The sequence below is a fragment of the Mycobacterium sp. ACS4331 genome, from assembly GCF_001667265.1.
In the GTDB taxonomy this organism is placed as follows: Bacteria; Actinomycetota; Actinomycetes; order Mycobacteriales; family Mycobacteriaceae; genus Mycobacterium.
Genome location: NZ_LZHW01000065.1, coordinates 18808 through 35576 on the forward strand (window position 1 = coordinate 18808; position 16769 = coordinate 35576).

General features: G+C 69.4%; 15 protein-coding genes. 3 read left to right on the forward strand and 12 right to left on the reverse strand.

Annotated features, from left to right (window positions below; translation table 11 throughout):
- Positions 1–24 precede the first annotated feature (24 nt).
- The 4 genes from A5727_RS15200 to ftsY form a co-directional block, all read right to left on the reverse strand.
- Positions 25–2505 carry a [protein-PII] uridylyltransferase gene (locus A5727_RS15200; protein ID WP_068250802.1) on the reverse strand — a complete coding sequence of 827 codons (2481 nt, stop codon included), beginning with the start codon at positions 2503–2505 and terminating at the stop codon, positions 25–27.
- An 87-nt stretch (positions 2506–2592) separates the two neighbouring features.
- Positions 2593–2931, reverse strand: coding sequence for a P-II family nitrogen regulator (locus tag A5727_RS15205; RefSeq protein WP_068250805.1), 339 nt, complete (start codon positions 2929–2931; stop codon positions 2593–2595).
- Between the two features lie 39 nt (positions 2932–2970).
- On the reverse strand, positions 2971–4323 hold the full coding sequence (locus tag A5727_RS15210) for an ammonium transporter (RefSeq protein WP_068250983.1): 1353 nt from the start codon (positions 4321–4323) through the stop codon (positions 2971–2973).
- A 183-nt stretch (positions 4324–4506) separates the two neighbouring features.
- Positions 4507–5874 (reverse strand): signal recognition particle-docking protein FtsY, encoded by a 1368-nt coding sequence (gene ftsY, locus A5727_RS15215; protein WP_068250808.1) that lies wholly within the window; start codon positions 5872–5874, stop codon positions 4507–4509.
- 43 nt (positions 5875–5917) lie between these two features.
- On the opposite strand from ftsY, the gene A5727_RS15220 reads away from it, so the two are divergent.
- Positions 5918–6367, forward strand: a complete 450-nt coding sequence (locus A5727_RS15220) for a type II toxin-antitoxin system Rv0910 family toxin (protein WP_068250813.1) — start codon at positions 5918–5920, stop codon at positions 6365–6367.
- Here A5727_RS15220 and smc read toward each other — a convergent pair whose 3' ends face one another.
- The 6 genes from smc to A5727_RS15250 are packed head-to-tail and all read right to left on the reverse strand — an operon-like array spanning position 6368 to position 12817.
- Complete coding sequence (gene smc, locus A5727_RS15225; RefSeq protein WP_068250816.1) at positions 6368–9952, reverse strand: chromosome segregation protein SMC; 3585 nt, start codon at positions 9950–9952, stop codon at positions 6368–6370.
- Positions 9953–9981: 29 nt separating this feature from the next.
- Positions 9982–10266 carry an acylphosphatase gene (locus tag A5727_RS15230; RefSeq protein WP_068250819.1) on the reverse strand — a complete coding sequence of 95 codons (285 nt, stop codon included), beginning with the start codon at positions 10264–10266 and terminating at the stop codon, positions 9982–9984.
- Positions 10263–10676, reverse strand: coding sequence for an OsmC family protein (locus A5727_RS15235; RefSeq protein ID WP_068250822.1), 414 nt, complete (start codon positions 10674–10676; stop codon positions 10263–10265). Before A5727_RS15235 ends, A5727_RS15230 begins: the two co-directional genes overlap by 4 nt.
- Entirely contained in the window at positions 10673–11542 is an 870-nt protein-coding gene (gene mutM, locus A5727_RS15240; protein WP_068250825.1) for a bifunctional DNA-formamidopyrimidine glycosylase/DNA-(apurinic or apyrimidinic site) lyase, read from the reverse strand. The genes A5727_RS15235 and mutM overlap by 4 nt, the downstream gene beginning before the upstream one ends.
- Before the next feature lies 1 nt (position 11543).
- Positions 11544–12236, reverse strand: coding sequence for a ribonuclease III (gene rnc, locus A5727_RS15245; protein WP_068250828.1), 693 nt, complete (start codon positions 12234–12236; stop codon positions 11544–11546).
- Positions 12236–12817 (reverse strand): YceD family protein, encoded by a 582-nt coding sequence (locus A5727_RS15250; protein ID WP_068250831.1) that lies wholly within the window; start codon positions 12815–12817, stop codon positions 12236–12238. Before A5727_RS15250 ends, rnc begins: the two co-directional genes overlap by 1 nt.
- A gap of 213 nt (positions 12818–13030) precedes the next feature.
- Between A5727_RS15250 and A5727_RS15255 the strand changes: the two genes are divergently transcribed.
- Positions 13031–14200, forward strand: coding sequence for an LLM class flavin-dependent oxidoreductase (locus A5727_RS15255; protein ID WP_068250834.1), 1170 nt, complete (start codon positions 13031–13033; stop codon positions 14198–14200).
- The gene (locus A5727_RS15260) at positions 14197–15417 is read left to right on the forward strand and encodes an SfnB family sulfur acquisition oxidoreductase (protein WP_068250837.1); all 1221 of its coding nucleotides are present in this window, start codon (positions 14197–14199) and stop codon (positions 15415–15417) included. Before A5727_RS15255 ends, A5727_RS15260 begins: the two co-directional genes overlap by 4 nt.
- Positions 15418–15420: 3 nt before the next feature.
- Here A5727_RS15260 and sepIVA read toward each other — a convergent pair whose 3' ends face one another.
- Entirely contained in the window at positions 15421–16158 is a 738-nt protein-coding gene (gene sepIVA, locus A5727_RS15265) for a cell division protein SepIVA (protein WP_068250840.1), read from the reverse strand.
- Positions 16159–16252: 94 nt separating this feature from the next.
- Positions 16253–16732: a pantetheine-phosphate adenylyltransferase gene (gene coaD / locus A5727_RS15270; RefSeq protein ID WP_068250844.1), complete on the reverse strand. Its 480-nt coding sequence runs from the start codon at positions 16730–16732 to the stop codon at positions 16253–16255.
- Between the last annotated feature and the right edge of the window lie 37 nt (positions 16733–16769).

Below are 16769 nucleotides of genomic sequence, written 5' to 3' on the forward strand. Positions count from 1 at the left end.
GGCCGACGTCGAGCACGGACAGCATCAACTCGCCTCTTCGGCCGGTTTGGCCGGGGGCGGGGTGGGCAGCGCGTCGTACAGTTCGCGCTCGAGCATTTCGCGCTTGCCCTCGAGGCCCGCGCCCACGATGCCGAACACATCCACCACCGAGGACCCCAGTGTCGTGACGCGCGCCCAGTCGATGTCCACGTCGGCTCGCTCGAGCACCGTGGTGAGCACCGCAAGCAGGCCCGCGCGGTCTGTCGCCCGGACCTCGACGATGAGCTGGTCGGGCGTGGCGCCGTCGTGCCAGATGATCCGCGGCGGAGCCGCTGGCGCGTTGATCGGCACGGCCTGGCGCACTTCACCGGCACGCCCGCGGACCGCGGTGCCATCCTGGGTCTCCCGGTCGCGGCGCTGCAGCGCACCGATCACGTCGAGTTCGCCGTCGAGCGCCAGGATCAGCTGCTGCCGCAGGAGTTCCACGGCGGGCGGGTCACCGAAGTGGGGCGCCACCACGAACGAGTTGATCGCCGAGCCCTCGTGGCTGTTGACCGACGCCGAGTACACCCGCAGTGAGTTCAGTGCCAGAACACCGGCTGTCTTGGACAGCAGGCCGCGCCGATCCGGTGCGATCATCGTCACGTTGTAGGTCCGCACGCTGTCGCCCGGTGTCATCTCCACGTACACCCCGCCGACCTCGGCGGCCAACGAAAGGTGTCGCGGGTCAATCTCTTCGGCGTGCGGCAGCGGCTCACCGGCCATCACCAGGCGGCAGCGCCGAACCAGGTCGCCGATCAGCGACGCCTTCCAGTCCCCCCACACACCGGGGCCGGTGGCCAGGGAATCGGCCTCGGCCAGGGCGTCGAGCAGTTCGAGCAGCACCGGATCGCCGCCCACCCTGTTCACCACATCGGCGATCGTCTCGGGATCCTGCAGGTCCCGGCGTGTGGCGGTGCCCGGCAGCAGCAGGTGATAGCGGACCATCGCCGAAAGGATCTCGATGTCAGACGGCCACAGTCCGAGGCGCGTGCCGATCTGGGTCGCCAGTTCGGCGCCGATCACGCTGTGGTCACCTCCCCTGCCCTTGCCGATGTCGTGACACAGGGCGCCCAGCACCAGCAGATCGGGTCGCGACACCCGAGTGGTCAAGGCACTTGCCCGGGAGACGGTTTCGACCAGATGCCGGTCCACGGTCCAGATGTGCACGACATCACGCGGCGGAAGGTCACGGATCGCGCCCCACTCGGGAAAAAGCCTGCCCCACAAGCCGGTTCGATCCAGTGCCTCAACCGTCGCGACCGTGGCGGGACCGGCCGCGAGCATGACCAACAGGTCCTTGAGGGCCTGTCGCGGCCAGGGCGTACGCAGTTCGGGAGCGGAGGCGGCCAGCCGACTCAGCGTCGATGCCGACATCGGCAGACCCGTGGTCGCCGACGCCGCGGCCACGCGCAGGATCAGCCCGGGGTCACGTTCGGGGCGCGCGTCGCGGGCCAGGATCACCTCGCCGTTGAACTCGATGACGCCCTCGTCGAGCGGCCGGCGGGCCGGCCGGCGCAGTGCCGCGAAGCCCCGCTTCGGCAGTGCGTTGCCCGCCGTCCGGATGCCTGCGTCGACGTAGTAGCTGATGGTGCGGGCCGCGTCGGACAGCGCGCGGGCCAGGTCGAAACGATCCCCGATGTGCAGTGCGGCACCGATCTCGTCGGCGTGCTGAGCCAGCAGCAGGTCACGCCCACGGCCCGACACCCGGTGCAGCTCGGTGCGCACGTTGAGCAGCACGCGGTGCGCATCCCCGAGAGATCCCATCGGCGAGGCGAGAAGTCGGCTGGGATAGATGTCGGCCAACTGGGCGATCGCGAGCGCGTTGAGCAGTTGCACGTCGCGCAGACCGCCGCGCCCGCATTTCAGGTCGGGCTCGGCCCGGTGCGCGATCACGCCACTGCGCTGCCACCGCGCCTCGGTGTGCGCGACGAGTTCCTCGAAACGGCCCGCGATTCCCGTCCGCCACTGTCGGCGGGCCCCGCCGATCAGCAGGGCGGACAGGTCGGCGTCACCGGCGATGTGCCGGGCCTCGAGCATCGCCAGGCCGGCCGAGATGTCATCGCTGGCCACCTGCAGTGCCTCGGGCACCGTGCGGACACTGTGGTCGATGCGAATGTTGGCATCCCACAGCGGGTACCACAGAAGTTCGGCGACCTGGGTGACGATCTCCGCCGGCATGTTGTCATGCAGCAGAGTCAGGTCGAGGTCGGAGTGCGGCACGAGTTCACCGCGGCCCAGGCCCCCCGTGGCGACGATGGCGAATCCACTGGTCGGCGTGACCCCGATCTCGGTTGCCTTTGTGGTCAGCCAGAATTCGTGCAGATCGAGCAGCGCATCCCGCAGCCCGGCGGCATCCAGTCGATGCACGGAGCCGGCCAGCAGGTTGTTCACCGCTGCGGCAAGGTCTTTCGCGGGCTTGGACGCGCCCGCCGCCGGCGCCCCCCAACGGGAGGCTCCGGCGGCGGGTTCTGGTTTCTGGCCCATATTCGTCCTCTCTTTCCCCCTGCCGATCAACGCTCACCGGTCAGGTGAGGTCGAGGACGACGCGGAACCCTCAGAAACCGTTGCGCATCAAAGGGCGTCGCTGCCTCGCTCACCCGTGCGGACACGCACGACGGTGTCGACTGGACTCACCCAGACCTTGCCGTCACCGATCTTCCCGGTCCGGGCCGCCGCGACGATGATGTCCACGACCTTGTCGACGGCCGAATCCTCGACGACGACCTCGACGCGGACCTTGGGGACGAAGTCCACCGAGTACTCCGCACCTCGGTAGACCTCGGTGTGCCCCTTCTGACGGCCGTAACCCTGGACCTCACTGACGGTCATCCCCAGGATGCCGGTCTGCTCCAGTCCTGTCTTGACATCTTCGAGCGTGAACGGCTTGACGATCGCCGTGATCAGTTTCATTTAGTTGATCCCTTCCAAGACACTGTCGATTGTTCCCGATCAGGCGAGTTCGTAAGCAGTTTCTGCATGCTCGGTCTCATCGATGCCGGTGTGCTCGGCCTCTTCACTGATGCGCCAACCGAGCGGCTTGACGATGAAGGCGATGATCGTGGTCAGGACCGCGGTGAACAGGACCGCCGCCAGCGCGATCACAACCTGGACCACCAGCTGCTCGAAGCCTCCGCCGACGAACAGACCGGTGTCGGTGGCGAAGAAGCCCAGCGAGATGGTGCCCCACAGGCCGGCGACCAGGTGCACGCCCACGACGTCGAGCGAGTCGTCGTAGCCGAACTTGTACTTCAGCCCGATGGCCAGCGCCGACAACGTACCGGCGATGGCGCCGACGACCAGGGACCAGATGGGCGTCAGGTTGCCGCACGCAGGGGTGATGGCGACCAGGCCGGCGACGATGCCCGACGCGGCACCCACGCTGGTGGCGTGCCCGTCACGCAGACGCTCGACCAGGAGCCAGGCCAGCATCGCTGCCGCGGTGGCGGCGGTGGTGTTGATCCAGACCAGGCCCGCGGCCATGTCGGCGGCACCCTCGGAACCCACGTTGAAGCCGAACCAGCCGAACCACAGAATGGCCGCACCCAGCATGACGAACGGGATGTTGTGCGGGCGGAACGCGGTCTTGCCGAATCCGGCGCGCTTGCCCAGCAGGATCGCGAGCACCAGCGCGGCCATGCCGGCGTTGATGTGAACCACGGTGCCACCGGCGAAGTCGATGGGCGCCACGTTGGCCGCGCCCTCGTCGTCAACCCCGAACAGCTTCGCGGCGATGCCCTTCTCGGACCCGGACAGCAGGCCGCCACCCCAGACCATGTGTGCCAGTGGGAAATACACAAACGTCACCCAGAGACCACCGAATACCAGCCAGGTGCCGAACTTCATCCGCTCGGCGACCGCGCCGCTGATCAGTGCGACCGTGATGACCGCGAAGGTCAGCTGGAAGGCGGCCCACACGATCGCGGGGACCGTGCCGAATCCGCCGGAGACGAACGCCTCGACACCGTTGATCTCGCGGGTCTCGGTCAACTGGTTGAGACCGAAGAGGGCGATGGGATTGTCGAAGATGCCCGCGATGCTGTTCCCTCCGGTGTGACTCGAGGAGAAGGACATCGAGTAGCCCCAGAGCACGTAGATGACGCCGACGACACCGATGGAGGCGAACGACATCATCATCATGTTCAGGACTGACTTCTGCCGCGACAGGCCGCCGTAGAAGAACGCGAGGCCAGGTGTCATGAACAACACCAGCGCTGCGGCCGTGAGCACCCATGCGGTGTCACCGGCACTCAGGCCGTCCGGCCCGAATGGCAAAAATGCTTCGTCTGGCAAGGCTAAGACCACTTTGTGTGAACCTCCTCGGGGAATGGGCGCCGACAGGATCGGCGTCACGAGAAGACTCTTTTGCCGAGGTTTCACTCGTGGTTCTGTCGTGTTTCTTCGATGTGAACGCACAGCCGGTAACCGTTACGCTCACGTTTCGTCGCACAGTGACAGCGCATTCCCCGCCCAGACAGGCGGTTTCGGTCAGCCCAGCAGTGCGTCCACGAACGCGTCCGGTTCGAACGGCGCGAGGTCGTCCGCGCCCTCCCCCAGCCCCACCAGTTTGACCGGAACACCCAGCTCCTGCTGCACCCGGAAGACGATGCCACCCTTCGCCGTTCCGTCGAGCTTGGTCAACACCACACCCGTGATGTCGACCACCTCGGCGAACACCTTGGCCTGCGCCAGACCGTTCTGGCCGATCGTCGCGTCGAGCACCAGCAGCACCTCGTCGACCGCGGCGCGCTTGCTCACCACCCGCTTGACCTTGCCGAGTTCGTCCATCAGACCGGTCTTGGTGTGCAGCCGGCCCGCGGTGTCGATCACCACCACGTCCGCGCCCGCGACGATGCCCTTGTCGACCGCGTCGAAGGCCACCGAGGCCGGGTCCGCGCCCTCCGGGCCGCGCACCACCTCGGCGCCCACCCGCGAGGCCCAGGACTGCAGCTGATCGGCGGCCGCCGCGCGGAACGTGTCCGCGGCGCCGAGCACCACACGGCGCCCATCGGCGACCAGGACGCGGGCCAGCTTGCCGACCGTCGTCGTCTTCCCCGTCCCGTTGACGCCGACGACCAGCAGCACCGACGGCGCGTTGTCGTGCGGCAGCGCCTTGATCGACCGGTCGAACTCGGGATGCAGCTGCCCCACCAGCGCCTCGCGCAGCACCGCGCGGGCGTCCGCACCCGTACGCACCCCGCTCGCGGCCAGCCGGGCCCGCAACTGCTCCATCACCGCGGCCGTGACCGTCGGACCGAGGTCAGCGATCAGCAGGGTGTCCTCCACGTCCTGCCAGGAGTCCTCATCCAGGTCACCACCGCCGAGCAGGCCCAGCACGCTCTTGCCCAGCGCGTTCTGCGACTTCGCCAGCCGCCCGCGGAGCCGGTCCAGGCGGCCCTCGGTGGGCGCGATGGTGTCGATCTCAACGGCCGGTGCGGGTTCGGGTTCGGGAACCGGCGCGGGCTCGGGCTCGGGGATCGGGACGGGAGCCGGCTCGGGCGCGGGTTCGGGGATCGGGACGGGCGCGGGCTCGGGTTCGGGGATCACCTCCGGCTCGGGCGTGGGCGTGGGCGCCGGGGCCACATCGGCTTCGGGCAGGCGCACGTTGGAGATGGTGCGCTTGCGGGCGTCCCGCGGTATCTCGGCGTCGTCCCCGATGACGGGGATCTGGTCCTCGCTGCGGCTGAACGTGATGCCGGAGCCGGCCGTATACCCGCCGGAGCGGTCGATCGCCTTGTCGGCCTCCGCGGGCGGCAGGCTGATTCTGCTGCGCCGATAGCGCACCAGGCCGATGATGAGCGCGGCGATGACCAGGACGGCGACGACCGCTACGGCGATCCAGAGACCTTGTGACACCCAGCCATTGTTTCAAAGCCGCCCAGTGGGTACCCGCCCACCCATGGCAACCGTCGACATATCCGAGTCCTCCACCCTGACCCCCGCCGCGGCCTGGGCACTGGCCTCCGACCTGCGGCGCTTCGACGACTGGCTGACCATCTTCGGCGGCTGGCGCGGCCCGGTGCCCGACTCCATCGACGAGGGCACCGAAGTGTCGTCGCTGATCAAGGTCAAGGGCTTCCGCAACGTCATCCACTGGCGGGTCACCGGCTACGACGAACCTCGGCGCATCGCGCTGCGCGGCCGCGGTCGCGGCGGCATCGAGATCCAGCTCACCATGTCGGTGGCCGAGGAACGTGCGGGGTCGACGTTCCACCTGGTCGCCGAACTCCGCGGCGGCCTGCTGTCCGGGCCGGTGGGGCGGCTGGTGGCCAAGGTGCTGGAGTCCGACGTCCGGCGGTCCGTGCGGAATCTGGCGGCCCTGGCCCCGGTCGACGCCGAGCGGCGCTAGCTACCCGGTGCCGACGAGTTCCTGGCCGCGCATCCGCTGCGAGATCACCTGGGTGATGCCGTCGCCCTGCATGGTGACGCCGTAGAGCGCGTCGGCGATCTCCATCGTCGGCTTCTGGTGGGTGATGACGATCAGCTGGGAGCGGTCCCGAAGCTGCTCGAACAGCCCGATGAGCCGGCGCAGGTTCACGTCGTCGAGCGCGGCCTCGACCTCGTCCATGACGTAGAACGGCGACGGCCGGGCCCGGAAGATCGCGACCAGCATCGCGACCGCCGTCAGCGACTTCTCGCCGCCGGACAGCAGCGACAGGCGCTTGACCTTCTTGCCGGGCGGGCGCGCCTCGACCTCGATGCCGGTGGTGAGCATGTCGGACGGGTCCGTGAGCAGCAGCCTGCCCTCACCCCCCGGGAACAGTGACGAGAACACCTCGCTGAACTCACGTTCGACGTCGGCGTAGGCCTCGGTGAACACCTGCAGGATGCGCTTGTCGACGTCCTCGATCACGTCCAACAGGTCCTTGCGCGCCGCCTTGACGTCCTCAAGCTGTGTCGAGAGGAAGTTGTAGCGCTCCTCCAGCGCCGCGAACTCCTCGAGCGCCAGCGGGTTGACCCGGCCCAGCTCGGCCAGTTCCTTCTCGGCGCGCTTGGCCCGGCGCTCCTGGGTCGGACGGTCGAACGGCATCGGCGCGGGCGCGGTCACCTGCTCGCCGCGTTCGCGGGCCTGCTCGTACTCGGCCATCTCCAACTCGGTGGGCGGCAGCGCGACCTGCGGCCCGTACTCGGCGACCAGGTCGGCCGCGGCCATCCCGAACTGTTCGAGCACCATCTGCTCAAGCTGTTCGATGCGCAGGGCGGCCTGCGCCTTGGCCATCTCGTCGCGGTGCAGCGAGTCGGTCAGCGCCGCGATCCGGGTGTTGAGCGCGTCGACCTCCTCGCGAGCCGCCGTCAACGCGGCGGCGCGACGCTGCCGTTCGGCGGCCAACTGATCGCGCGACGCCGATGCGGCGGCCACCACGCCGGCCAACCGCGCGGCGACCGCGCGGCCCGATTCGGCCACCGCTGCGGCCACTGCGGCCGCATGTTCACGCGCGGCCGCGGCGCGCTGGGCCCGCTCGCGTGCCTCACGTTCGGCGGCCGCGGCACGGCGCAGTGAATCAGCCCGGCCCCGAACGGCATTCGCGCGCTCCTCGGCGGTGCGCACGGTCAGTCGGGCTTCAACCTCGGCACTGCGGGCCTCGTCGGCCGCCGCGGTGAACAGTTCCCGGTCGACCGGTTCGGCCACGTCCTCGGCCGGGATGTCCTGGGCGTTGTGCAGCCGCGTCTCGAGCTCGGTCAGTTCGGCGACGGTCTGCGCGCGACTCGACTCGAGTTCGGCGCGCTGGTCCATCTGCCTGCGGAACTCCTCGTCGGCGATCCGAGACTCCTGCCCCAGCCGGCCCAACTGTTCGTAGATCTGCGAGATCGCCGCGTCGGACTCGTTGAGTGCGGCCAGCGCCTGCTCGGCGGCATCGGAGCGGGCCGCCTGCTCGGCGACGGCACCGGCCAGGGCCGCGGACAGCTCGGCGGACTGCGTCTCGGCCGCCGCGAGTTCGGCGCGCGCCGTCTCGATCTGCGTGGCGATCTCGAGGGTGGACGGCTTTCGGTCCGACCCGCCCGTCACCCAGCCCGGTCCCACCAGGTCACCGTCCGAGGTCACGGCGCGAAGCTGCGGCTGCGTGGCGATGAGGTCGACCGCCGAATCCAGGTCACCGACCACGACGACGTCGCCGAGCAGCGCCGTGACCGCACCCCGCAGCCGATCCGGTGCCTCGATCAGGTCCAGCGCCCAATGGGCTCCGGCGGGCAGCTCACCCGAGGCGCGAGGCGGCACCGGCCAGTCTCCGACGACGATCGCCGCGCGGCCGCCGTCGGCGGCCTTGAGGGCCTGCACCGCCGTGCGCGCGGCGTGCGGGTTCTCCGCCGCCATCGCGTCGGCCGCCGTGCCGAGCACCGCGGCAAGCGCGGTCTCATAACCGGGCCGCACCTTCAACAGCTTGGCGACTGTCCCGAAAAGCCCGTTCCCAGAATGGTTCTCGGCCAGCCAGGCGGCGCCGTCCTTGCGGTCCAGGCCCACCGCGAGGGCGTCGATGCGTGCCAGCAGTGAGGCGACGAGCCGCTCGGAGGCGCGCTCGGCGCTCTGCAGTTCGGCGACCCTCTCGTCGGCCAGCCGCAGCGCGGCCACGGTGCGGTCGTGGTGCTCGTCGAGGCCCACTTCGCTCTGGTCCAGCTCGCCCACGCGACTCTGCACCGTCTCGAATTCGGCCTTGGCGATCTCCGCCCGGGACGCGGCCTCCTCGATGCCCTCCGTCAGCCGGGCCACCCGGTCGTCGATCGATTCGACGCGGGCCCGCATGGTCTCGACCTGGCCGGACAGCCTGGCCAGCCCCTCCCGACGGTCGGCCTCGGCCCGCACCGCGGCCAGGTGGGCGCGCAGGGCCTCGGTCGCGACGCGCTCGGCCTCGGCGAGCGCCGACCGGGCGCCGTCGAGCCGAATCCGGGCCTCCTCGAGTTCGGCCAGCAGCTCCTGTTCCTGCTCGGCGATCGCGTCGGCCTCGGCCTCGAGTTCGTCGGGGTCGCGGCCGCCGGTGTGCACCGGCTGAGCCTCCAGCAGCTGGGCGCGCTCGGAGGCGATCCGCACGGTCGCGCTGACCCGTTCGGCCAGCGCCGACAGCCGAAACCAGGTCTGCTGGGCGCGGTCGGCCCGCTCACTGAGGGTGGCCACGGCGGTCTCGTGCTCGGTCAGCTCCTCGGCGGCCACCGCGAGGCGCTCCACGGCCTCCTCGTGCTCGCGGCGCAGGGCCGCCTCGGTGCCGCCGACGCCGTCGAACTCGGCCTGCCGGGTCACCAGGTCGTCGGCGGCCAGCCGCAGTCGGGCATCGCGCAGGTCGGCCTGGATGGTCTGCGCGCGCCGCGCCATCTCGGCCTGGCGGCCCAGCGGTTTGAGCTGACGACGCAACTCGGTGGTCAGATCCGTCAGCCGGGCCAGGTTGGCGGCCATGGCGTCGAGCTTGCGGACCGCCTTCTCCTTGCGCTTCCGGTGCTTGAGCACCCCGGCGGCCTCTTCGATGAAGGCGCGGCGGTCCTCAGGCCGCGACTCCAGAATCTGGGAGAGCCGGCCCTGGCCGACGATGACGTGCATCTCCCGGCCGATGCCCGAGTCCGACAGGAGTTCCTGGACGTCCATCAAGCGGCAGCTGCTGCCGTTGATCTCGTACTCGCCGGCACCGTCGCGGAACATCCGGCGCGTGATCGACACCTCGGAGTACTCGATGGGCAGCGCGTTGTCGGAGTTGTCGATCGTCAGGGTGACCTCGGCGCGGCCCAGCGGCGCGCGCGTCGAGGTGCCGGCGAAGATGACGTCCTCCATCTTGCCGCCGCGCAGGGTCTTGGCCCCCTGTTCGCCCATCACCCACGTCAGCGCGTCGACGACGTTGGACTTGCCCGAACCGTTGGGGCCGACGACGCAGGTGATGCCGGGCTCGAACCGCAGAGTCGTGGGCGCGGCGAAGGACTTGAATCCCTTCAGCGTCAGACTCTTGAGGTGCATGGCAGGCCAGCGTACCGGCCCCGGCCAGATCAACGTTCAGCGAAACCCTGGATCGGCTCGATGTTCTCCGACCAGTCCGAGATGACCTTGTCCACCTGCCCCGGTGTGGCGGGGCAGCCGAGCAGTTCCAGCAGCTGTTCGCACGCCCGTCGCGGGCCCTGCGCCACCACCAGGACGCGGCCGTCGGCCTGGTTCTTGGCGTAGCCGGTCAGCCCCAGTTCGAGCGCGCGGGAGCGGGTCCACCAGCGGAAACCCACGCCCTGCACGTGACCGTGCACCCAGGCGGTGAGCCGGACCCGCGGTTCCTCGGTCACGATCGGTGGTCGTCGATGTCGAACGTGACCTGCGTGCCGGCCTTGAGCGTCCGGCCGACGGTGCAGACCTGGTCGATCGCGCGGTTGACCACGGTGCGCAGGCGTTCAGCCTCGGCCTCGGTCAACCCGGACAGGTCGATCCGCAGCGTCTCCTCCAGCAGGGGATAGACCTCACGCTCGCGATCGGCGGGGCCGTCGACCTCGATGGTGGCGTCGTAGTCGTCACCGAGGCGGCGCGACAACGGTGCGTCGCTGGCCATGCCACTGCAGGCCGCGAGCGCGATCTTCATCAACTCACCCGGTGTGAAGACGCCGTCGACGCTCTCCGATCCCACGAACACCTCGGCACCCCGGGAACTGCGCCCGGTGTAGCGGCGGGTGCCGGTGCGTTCGACCCACAGTTTGGTCATGACTTTCTCCTGGGTTTGGGTTGGCAGCGTGGACAGTAGAACGACGAGCGGTTCATGAACCGTTCCCGGCGGATGATCGCCCCGCACCGCCGGCACGGCTCTCCCTCACGCCCGTAGGCATCCAGCGACCGGTCGAAGTATCCCGACTCCCCATTGACGTTCACATACAGCGAGTCAAAGGATGTGCCGCCCTGGGCCAGCGCCTCGCGCATCACCTCGGCGGCCGCGTCGAGCACCTCCGCGAGCTTGGGCCGACTCAGCGTCTCCGCGATACGGCTGCCGTTGACCTTGGCGCGCCACAGCGACTCGTCGGCGTAGATGTTGCCGACTCCCGACACCACGGTCTGATCCAGCAGTTGGCGCTTGATCTCAGAATGCTTGCGGCGCAACACTTTCACGACGGCATCACGGTCAAACAGCGGATCCAGCGGATCGCGGGCGATGTGGGCGACGGGGACCGGCACCGCACTGCCGTCAACCTGCACCAGGTCAGCCAGCTGCCACCCGCCGAAGGTCCGCTGGTCCACAAAACTCAGGGCCGTGCCGTCGTCGAGCAGGGCCGCGATGCGCACATGGTCACTGCGGGGCACGGGCCCGAGCAGCATCTGACCGCTCATCCCGAGATGCACCACGAGCGCCTGCTCCCCCACCCCGTCCTGATCGGCGAACAGCAGCCACAGGTATTTCCCGCGCCGACCGGTTCCGGTGATCTGCGCGTCGAGCAGCCGGGCGGTCAGGTCGGCGGGACCGGCCTCGTGGCGGCGCACCGCACGCGGGTGATGCACCCGCACAGCGCTCAACCTCCGGCCGACGACGTGTTCGGCGAGGCCGCGGCGGACGACCTCGACCTCCGGGAGTTCGGGCATGTCAGGCCTGGTCCAGCGCCGTCCACGCGGTCGCTGCGGCCTTCTGCTCGGCCTCCTTCTTGGACCGGCCCACGCCCGCACCGTATTCGACGTCCATCACCACGACCGTCGCGGTGAACTGCTTGTCGTGGTCCGGACCGGTCGAGGTGACCAGGTAGGTCGGCGAACCCATTCCACGTGCCGCCGTGAGCTCCTGCAGGCTGGTCTTCCAGTCCAGGCCCGCCCCCAGTGTGGGTGCGGTGTCGATCAGGGGTCCGAACAGACGCAGGATCACCTGACGTGCGACGTCGATGCCGTGGTGCAGGTAGACCGCCCCGAGCAGCGACTCCATGCCGTCGGCCAGGATGCTCGACTTGTCGGCGCCGCCGGTGTTCATCTCACCCCGGCCCAGCAGCAGGTAGGCGCCCAGGCCATCCTCGGTCAGGTCGCGCGCGACATCGGCCAGGGCATGGGTGTTGACGACGCTGGCACGCAGTTTGGCCAGATCCCCCTCCGAGCGCTCGGGGTGGCGATGGAACAGTTCGTCGGTCACGGTCAGGCCCAGCACCGCATCGCCGAGGAACTCCAGGCGCTCGTTGGTGGGCAGTCCGCCGTTCTCGTAGGCGTAGCTGCGGTGGGTCAGGGCCAGCGTCAGCAGTTCGTCGGGCAGCGTCACGCCGAGCGCGTCGAGCAGTGGCCGCCGGGTCTCGTCCATCACGAATCCTGGCCCGGTTCTGTGACTTTCAACTCCCTGAGCTTGGCCCAGCGGGGGTCGATGACGTCGTGGGAGTGGTCGGGCTCGGCCTGGGCGAGCGGCACGCCGCAGTGCTGGCACAGGCCCGGGCAGTCCTCGGAGCACACCGGGGACAGCGGCAGTTCGAGCCCGACGGTGTCGATGATGACCTGCTCGAGATCCACGGCGTCGTCGACGACATGACCGACCTCGTCGGCCTCGGTGCTGGCCTCGGTCGCACTGTCGGGGTAGGCGAACAGTTCGGTGATCCCGATGCTGACCGAACCCGTCGTCGGCTCGAGGCAGCGCGAGCACTCGCCGACGGTCGGGGCCGTCACGGTCCCGGTGACCAGCACACCCTCGGAGACCGATTCGAGCCGCAGGTCGAGGTCCATCGGCGCCCCCTCGGCGATCGCGACGAGGTCCAGGCCGATGCGGGAGGGACTGGGAACAGTCTCGGTGTGGGTCATCATGGAGCCCGGACGCCGACCCAATCGCGAGACGTCGATCGAGAGCACCGACTTCGGGTGCCGCTGTGCCGCCTTTGCTCGTGCTCCAGACATAGCCTTCGATTCTACTTGGGACACAGCGCTGACCGCCCAGGCCAGCCGATGTGGACGCGGTAGGAATCACGATGATTTTTTTCCCGGCACCTCACGGGTGCGAGGTCTGACCGTTCGCAATGCCGCCGCAGCGCAGCGGCCGTCACCGCACGCGCGGAACTTCGCGGCGGCTCCGCACACCACAATGGAGACCCCGCCTCGAAAGGATGGTTCGTGTCCCTCAAGCTGCACTGGTTCCTGCCCACCTACGGCGACAGCCGCTCGATCGTCGGGGGCGGCCACGGAACGCCCGCCGGCGCGGCCGGGGGTGACCGCGATGCGTCGATCGACTACCTGGCCTCGATCGTGCGCGCCGCGGAGACCTTCGGTTTCACCGGTGCCCTGATCCCGACGGGCGCCTGGTGCGAGGACGCGTTCGTCACCGCGGCGCTGTTGGCGCGCGAGACCACGTCGCTGGCGTTCCTGGTGGCGTTCCGGCCCGGACTGGTCAGCCCCACGCTGTCCGCGCAGATGGCCGCGACGTTCGCACGCCATGCGCCGGGTCGCATCCTGCTCAACGTCGTCGTCGGCGGCGAGGCCCACGAGCAGCGCTCGTTCGGTGACCACCTCGAGAAGGACGCGCGCTACCACCGCGCCGACGAGTTCCTCGACGTCGTGCGCCGACTCTGGGCCGGCGAGACCGTCACGCGCAGGGGCGAGTACATCGACGTCGAAGGGGCCGCACTGGCCAAACCGCCGAGCCCGATTCCGCCGCTGTACTTCGGTGGCAGTTCCGCCGCCGCGGGCCCGGTGGCCGCGCGGCACTCCGATGTCTACCTGACCTGGGGTGAGCCGCCCGAGGCCGTGGCCGAGAAGATCGCCTGGATCCGCGGCCTCGCCGAGGCCGAGGGTCGAACCGTGCGATTCGGCATCCGGCTGCACACCATCTCGCGCGACACCTCCGAGGAGGCGTGGGCGCAGGCCGACCGCCTGGTGGCCGCCCTCGACGAGGACGTCGTGCGCAGGACCCAGGAGGGGCTGGCGCGCAGCCAGTCCGAGGGGCAGAAGCGCATGCTGGCGCTGCACGAGGCCAATCGCGCCGACGGCACCTGGCACGACGCCCGCAGCCTCGAGATCGCGCCGAACCTGTGGTCCGGTGTGGGCCTGGTGCGCGGCGGCGCGGGCACCGCCCTGGTGGGAAGCCACACCGAGGTCGCCGACCGGATCGCCGAATACGCCGCGATCGGGATCGAGGAGTTCATCTTCTCGGGTTACCCGCACCTCGAGGAACTGTTCTGGTTCGGCGAGGGCGTCGTGCCCATCCTGCGCGAGCGCGGACTGTTCGACCAGGGCGCCGACTGCGGCGGCCACGTGTCGATTCCGTTCGTCGGCGCCGCACGATGACGGCACAGGTTGCGGTGACCCGAATCTCGTCCGCACAGGAGGCGCTTGCCGCGGCGGGCCGACTGAGCCAGGACTTCGCGACGGCCGCGGGCCACCGCGACGCCGAGCGGCAGCTGCCCGCCGAACAGGTGCGCGCCCTCTCCGACGCCGGACTGCTGGCGTTGTCGGTACCCGTCGAGTTCGGCGGAATAGACGCCCCGGCAACGGTTTTGGCCGAGGTCTTCCGTCTGATCGCGGAGGCCGACCCGTCGTTGGCGCAGATTCCGCATTCGCACTACACCTTCCTGGAGGTTCTGCGGTTGCAGGGCACGCCGGAGCAGCAGGCGTTCTTCTACGATGTGGTGCTCGCCGGTGCGCTGTTCGCGAATGCCCAGACCGAACGCGGGCCGCATCCGATCAACGTCGACGCCACTGCCCTGGTGCCCGACGGCTCGGGTGGCTACGTTCTCAACGGCCGCAAGTTCTACTGCACCGGATCGCTTTTCGCCGACTGGCTGATCGTGCGCGCGTCACTGGTCACGTCGGCCGACGAGCAGACATGCGCCTCGACGCCCAAAGCCGTCGCGTTCGTTCCCGCCGACGCCGGGGGCGTTCAGATCGTCGATGACTGGGACGGTATGGGGCAGCGCACCACGGCGTCGGGCACCGTGTCGCTCGACGCGGTGCGTGTTCCAGCCGAGCACGTGGTGCCGTTCACACCGATCTTCGACTCCCCGAGCACCTACGGTGCGCGCGCCCAGCTTCTGCACGCGGCCCTCGACGTCGGTATCGCGACGGGGGCCCTGGCCGAGGGCGTGCGCCAAGCCGCAAAGGCGCGACCGCATTTCGAGGCCGGCGTAGAGAGCGCGGTCGAGGATCCCACGCTGGTGCAGACCGCCGGTCAGCTCACCGTGACCGTGCGCGCCGCGGAGGCTCTCCTGGCGCGAGCCGGCGAGCTGGTGGACGCCGCCGCCGCGCATCTGAACGAGGACACTGCCGCCGAGGCGTCGGTGGCGGTGGCGATCGCGAAGGTCGCGGCCACCAGGGCCGCCCTGGAGGCCTCCAGTGCGCTGTTCGAGCTCGGCGGAACCCGCAGCGCGTCCGGCACCGCCAACCTGTCGCGGTTCTGGCGTGATGCGCGCACCCATACGCTGCACGACGCCAGCAGGTGGAAGCTTCAGCACATCGGCCGGTTCACCCTGTCAGGGACGAAACCGCCACGGCACGGCCAACTCTGAGAGTCACCTCTGGACGTAGTCGTGGGTGCCCGCGGCCGTCCGAAGCTGGTGGCGGCCCCGACTCACCGAACGCAGTGTGCCGTTGAGGTAGTCCTCGAACTCGGCGAGCTTGTTGTCGACGTAGATGTCGCATTCACCGCGCAGGCGGTCGGCCTCGGCATGTGCGGCGTCGATCAGGCGGGTGGCCTCAGCGGTCGCGGTGTTGACCACCTCGGTCTGGGACACCAGGCGCTGCTGCTCCTTGATGCCCTCCTGAACGGCCTTCTCGTAGGACAGGTTTCCGCTCTCGACCAGCCGGTCGGCCTCGGCCTTGGCGCGTCCGAGGCTGGCCTCGTAGTCGCGTTTGGCGTTGGCGGCCAGTCGGCTGGCCTCCTCGCGAGCCTCGCCGACCATCCGGTCGCAGTGCGCCCGGGCCTCGGCCACCATCCGGTCGGCCTGCGACTTGGCGTCCGACAGAAGTCGATCGGCCTCGGCGCGGGCATGCCCGAGCGTGGACTCGGCCTCCGTGGTGGCCGACGCCACCATGCCGTCGGCGTGCTGACGCGCGTCGCGCAGCATGCCGTCACGTGCGTCGAGCACATCCTGGGCGTCGTCGAGTTCACCAGGGATGGCGTCCTTGATGTCGTCGATGAGTTCCAGGACATCACCCCGGGGAACCACGCAACCAGCGGTCATCGGCACCCCACGCGCCTCTTCGACGATCGCACTCAGCTCGTCAAGAGCTTCAAAGACTCGGTACACGGCGCACCCTCCAGGCGTAGTCGTTGTTACAAGTGTGCCTGGTGTTACGCCTGTGACTGCGTTTCCGACGCCGGTGTGTCGAGGATTTCTCCGGTCAGCGGCCGCGCAGTCTGTCCTGCAGACGCCGGTTGACCACGTCGGGCAGCAGGTCCGTGACATCACCGCCGAGGGTCGCGACCTCCTTGGCCAACGACGACGACACGAACGAATACTTCGGGGCGGTGGCCACGAAGAACGTGTCCACGCCGGCGACGTGCCGGTTCATCTGCGCCATCTGCAGCTCGTATTCGAAGTCGGTGCCGGTCCGCAGGCCCTTCACGATGGCCGTCAGCCCACGCGCCCTGGCGAAGTCGACCACCAGTCCCTGACCCGACTCGACCCGCAGGTTGGGCAGGTGTGCGCAGGACTCGGTGATCAACTCGATGCGCTCCTCGACACTGAACATCCCCTTCTTGTTGGGGTTCACCAGGACCGCGACGACCACCTCGTCGAACTGCGCGGCGGCCCTTTCGAAGACATCGATGTGTCCGAGGGTGACGGGGTCGAAGGATCCGGGGCACACGGCGCCACTCATGGATCACGACGCTAGCAGGCGGCCGTCGAAGGCTGCC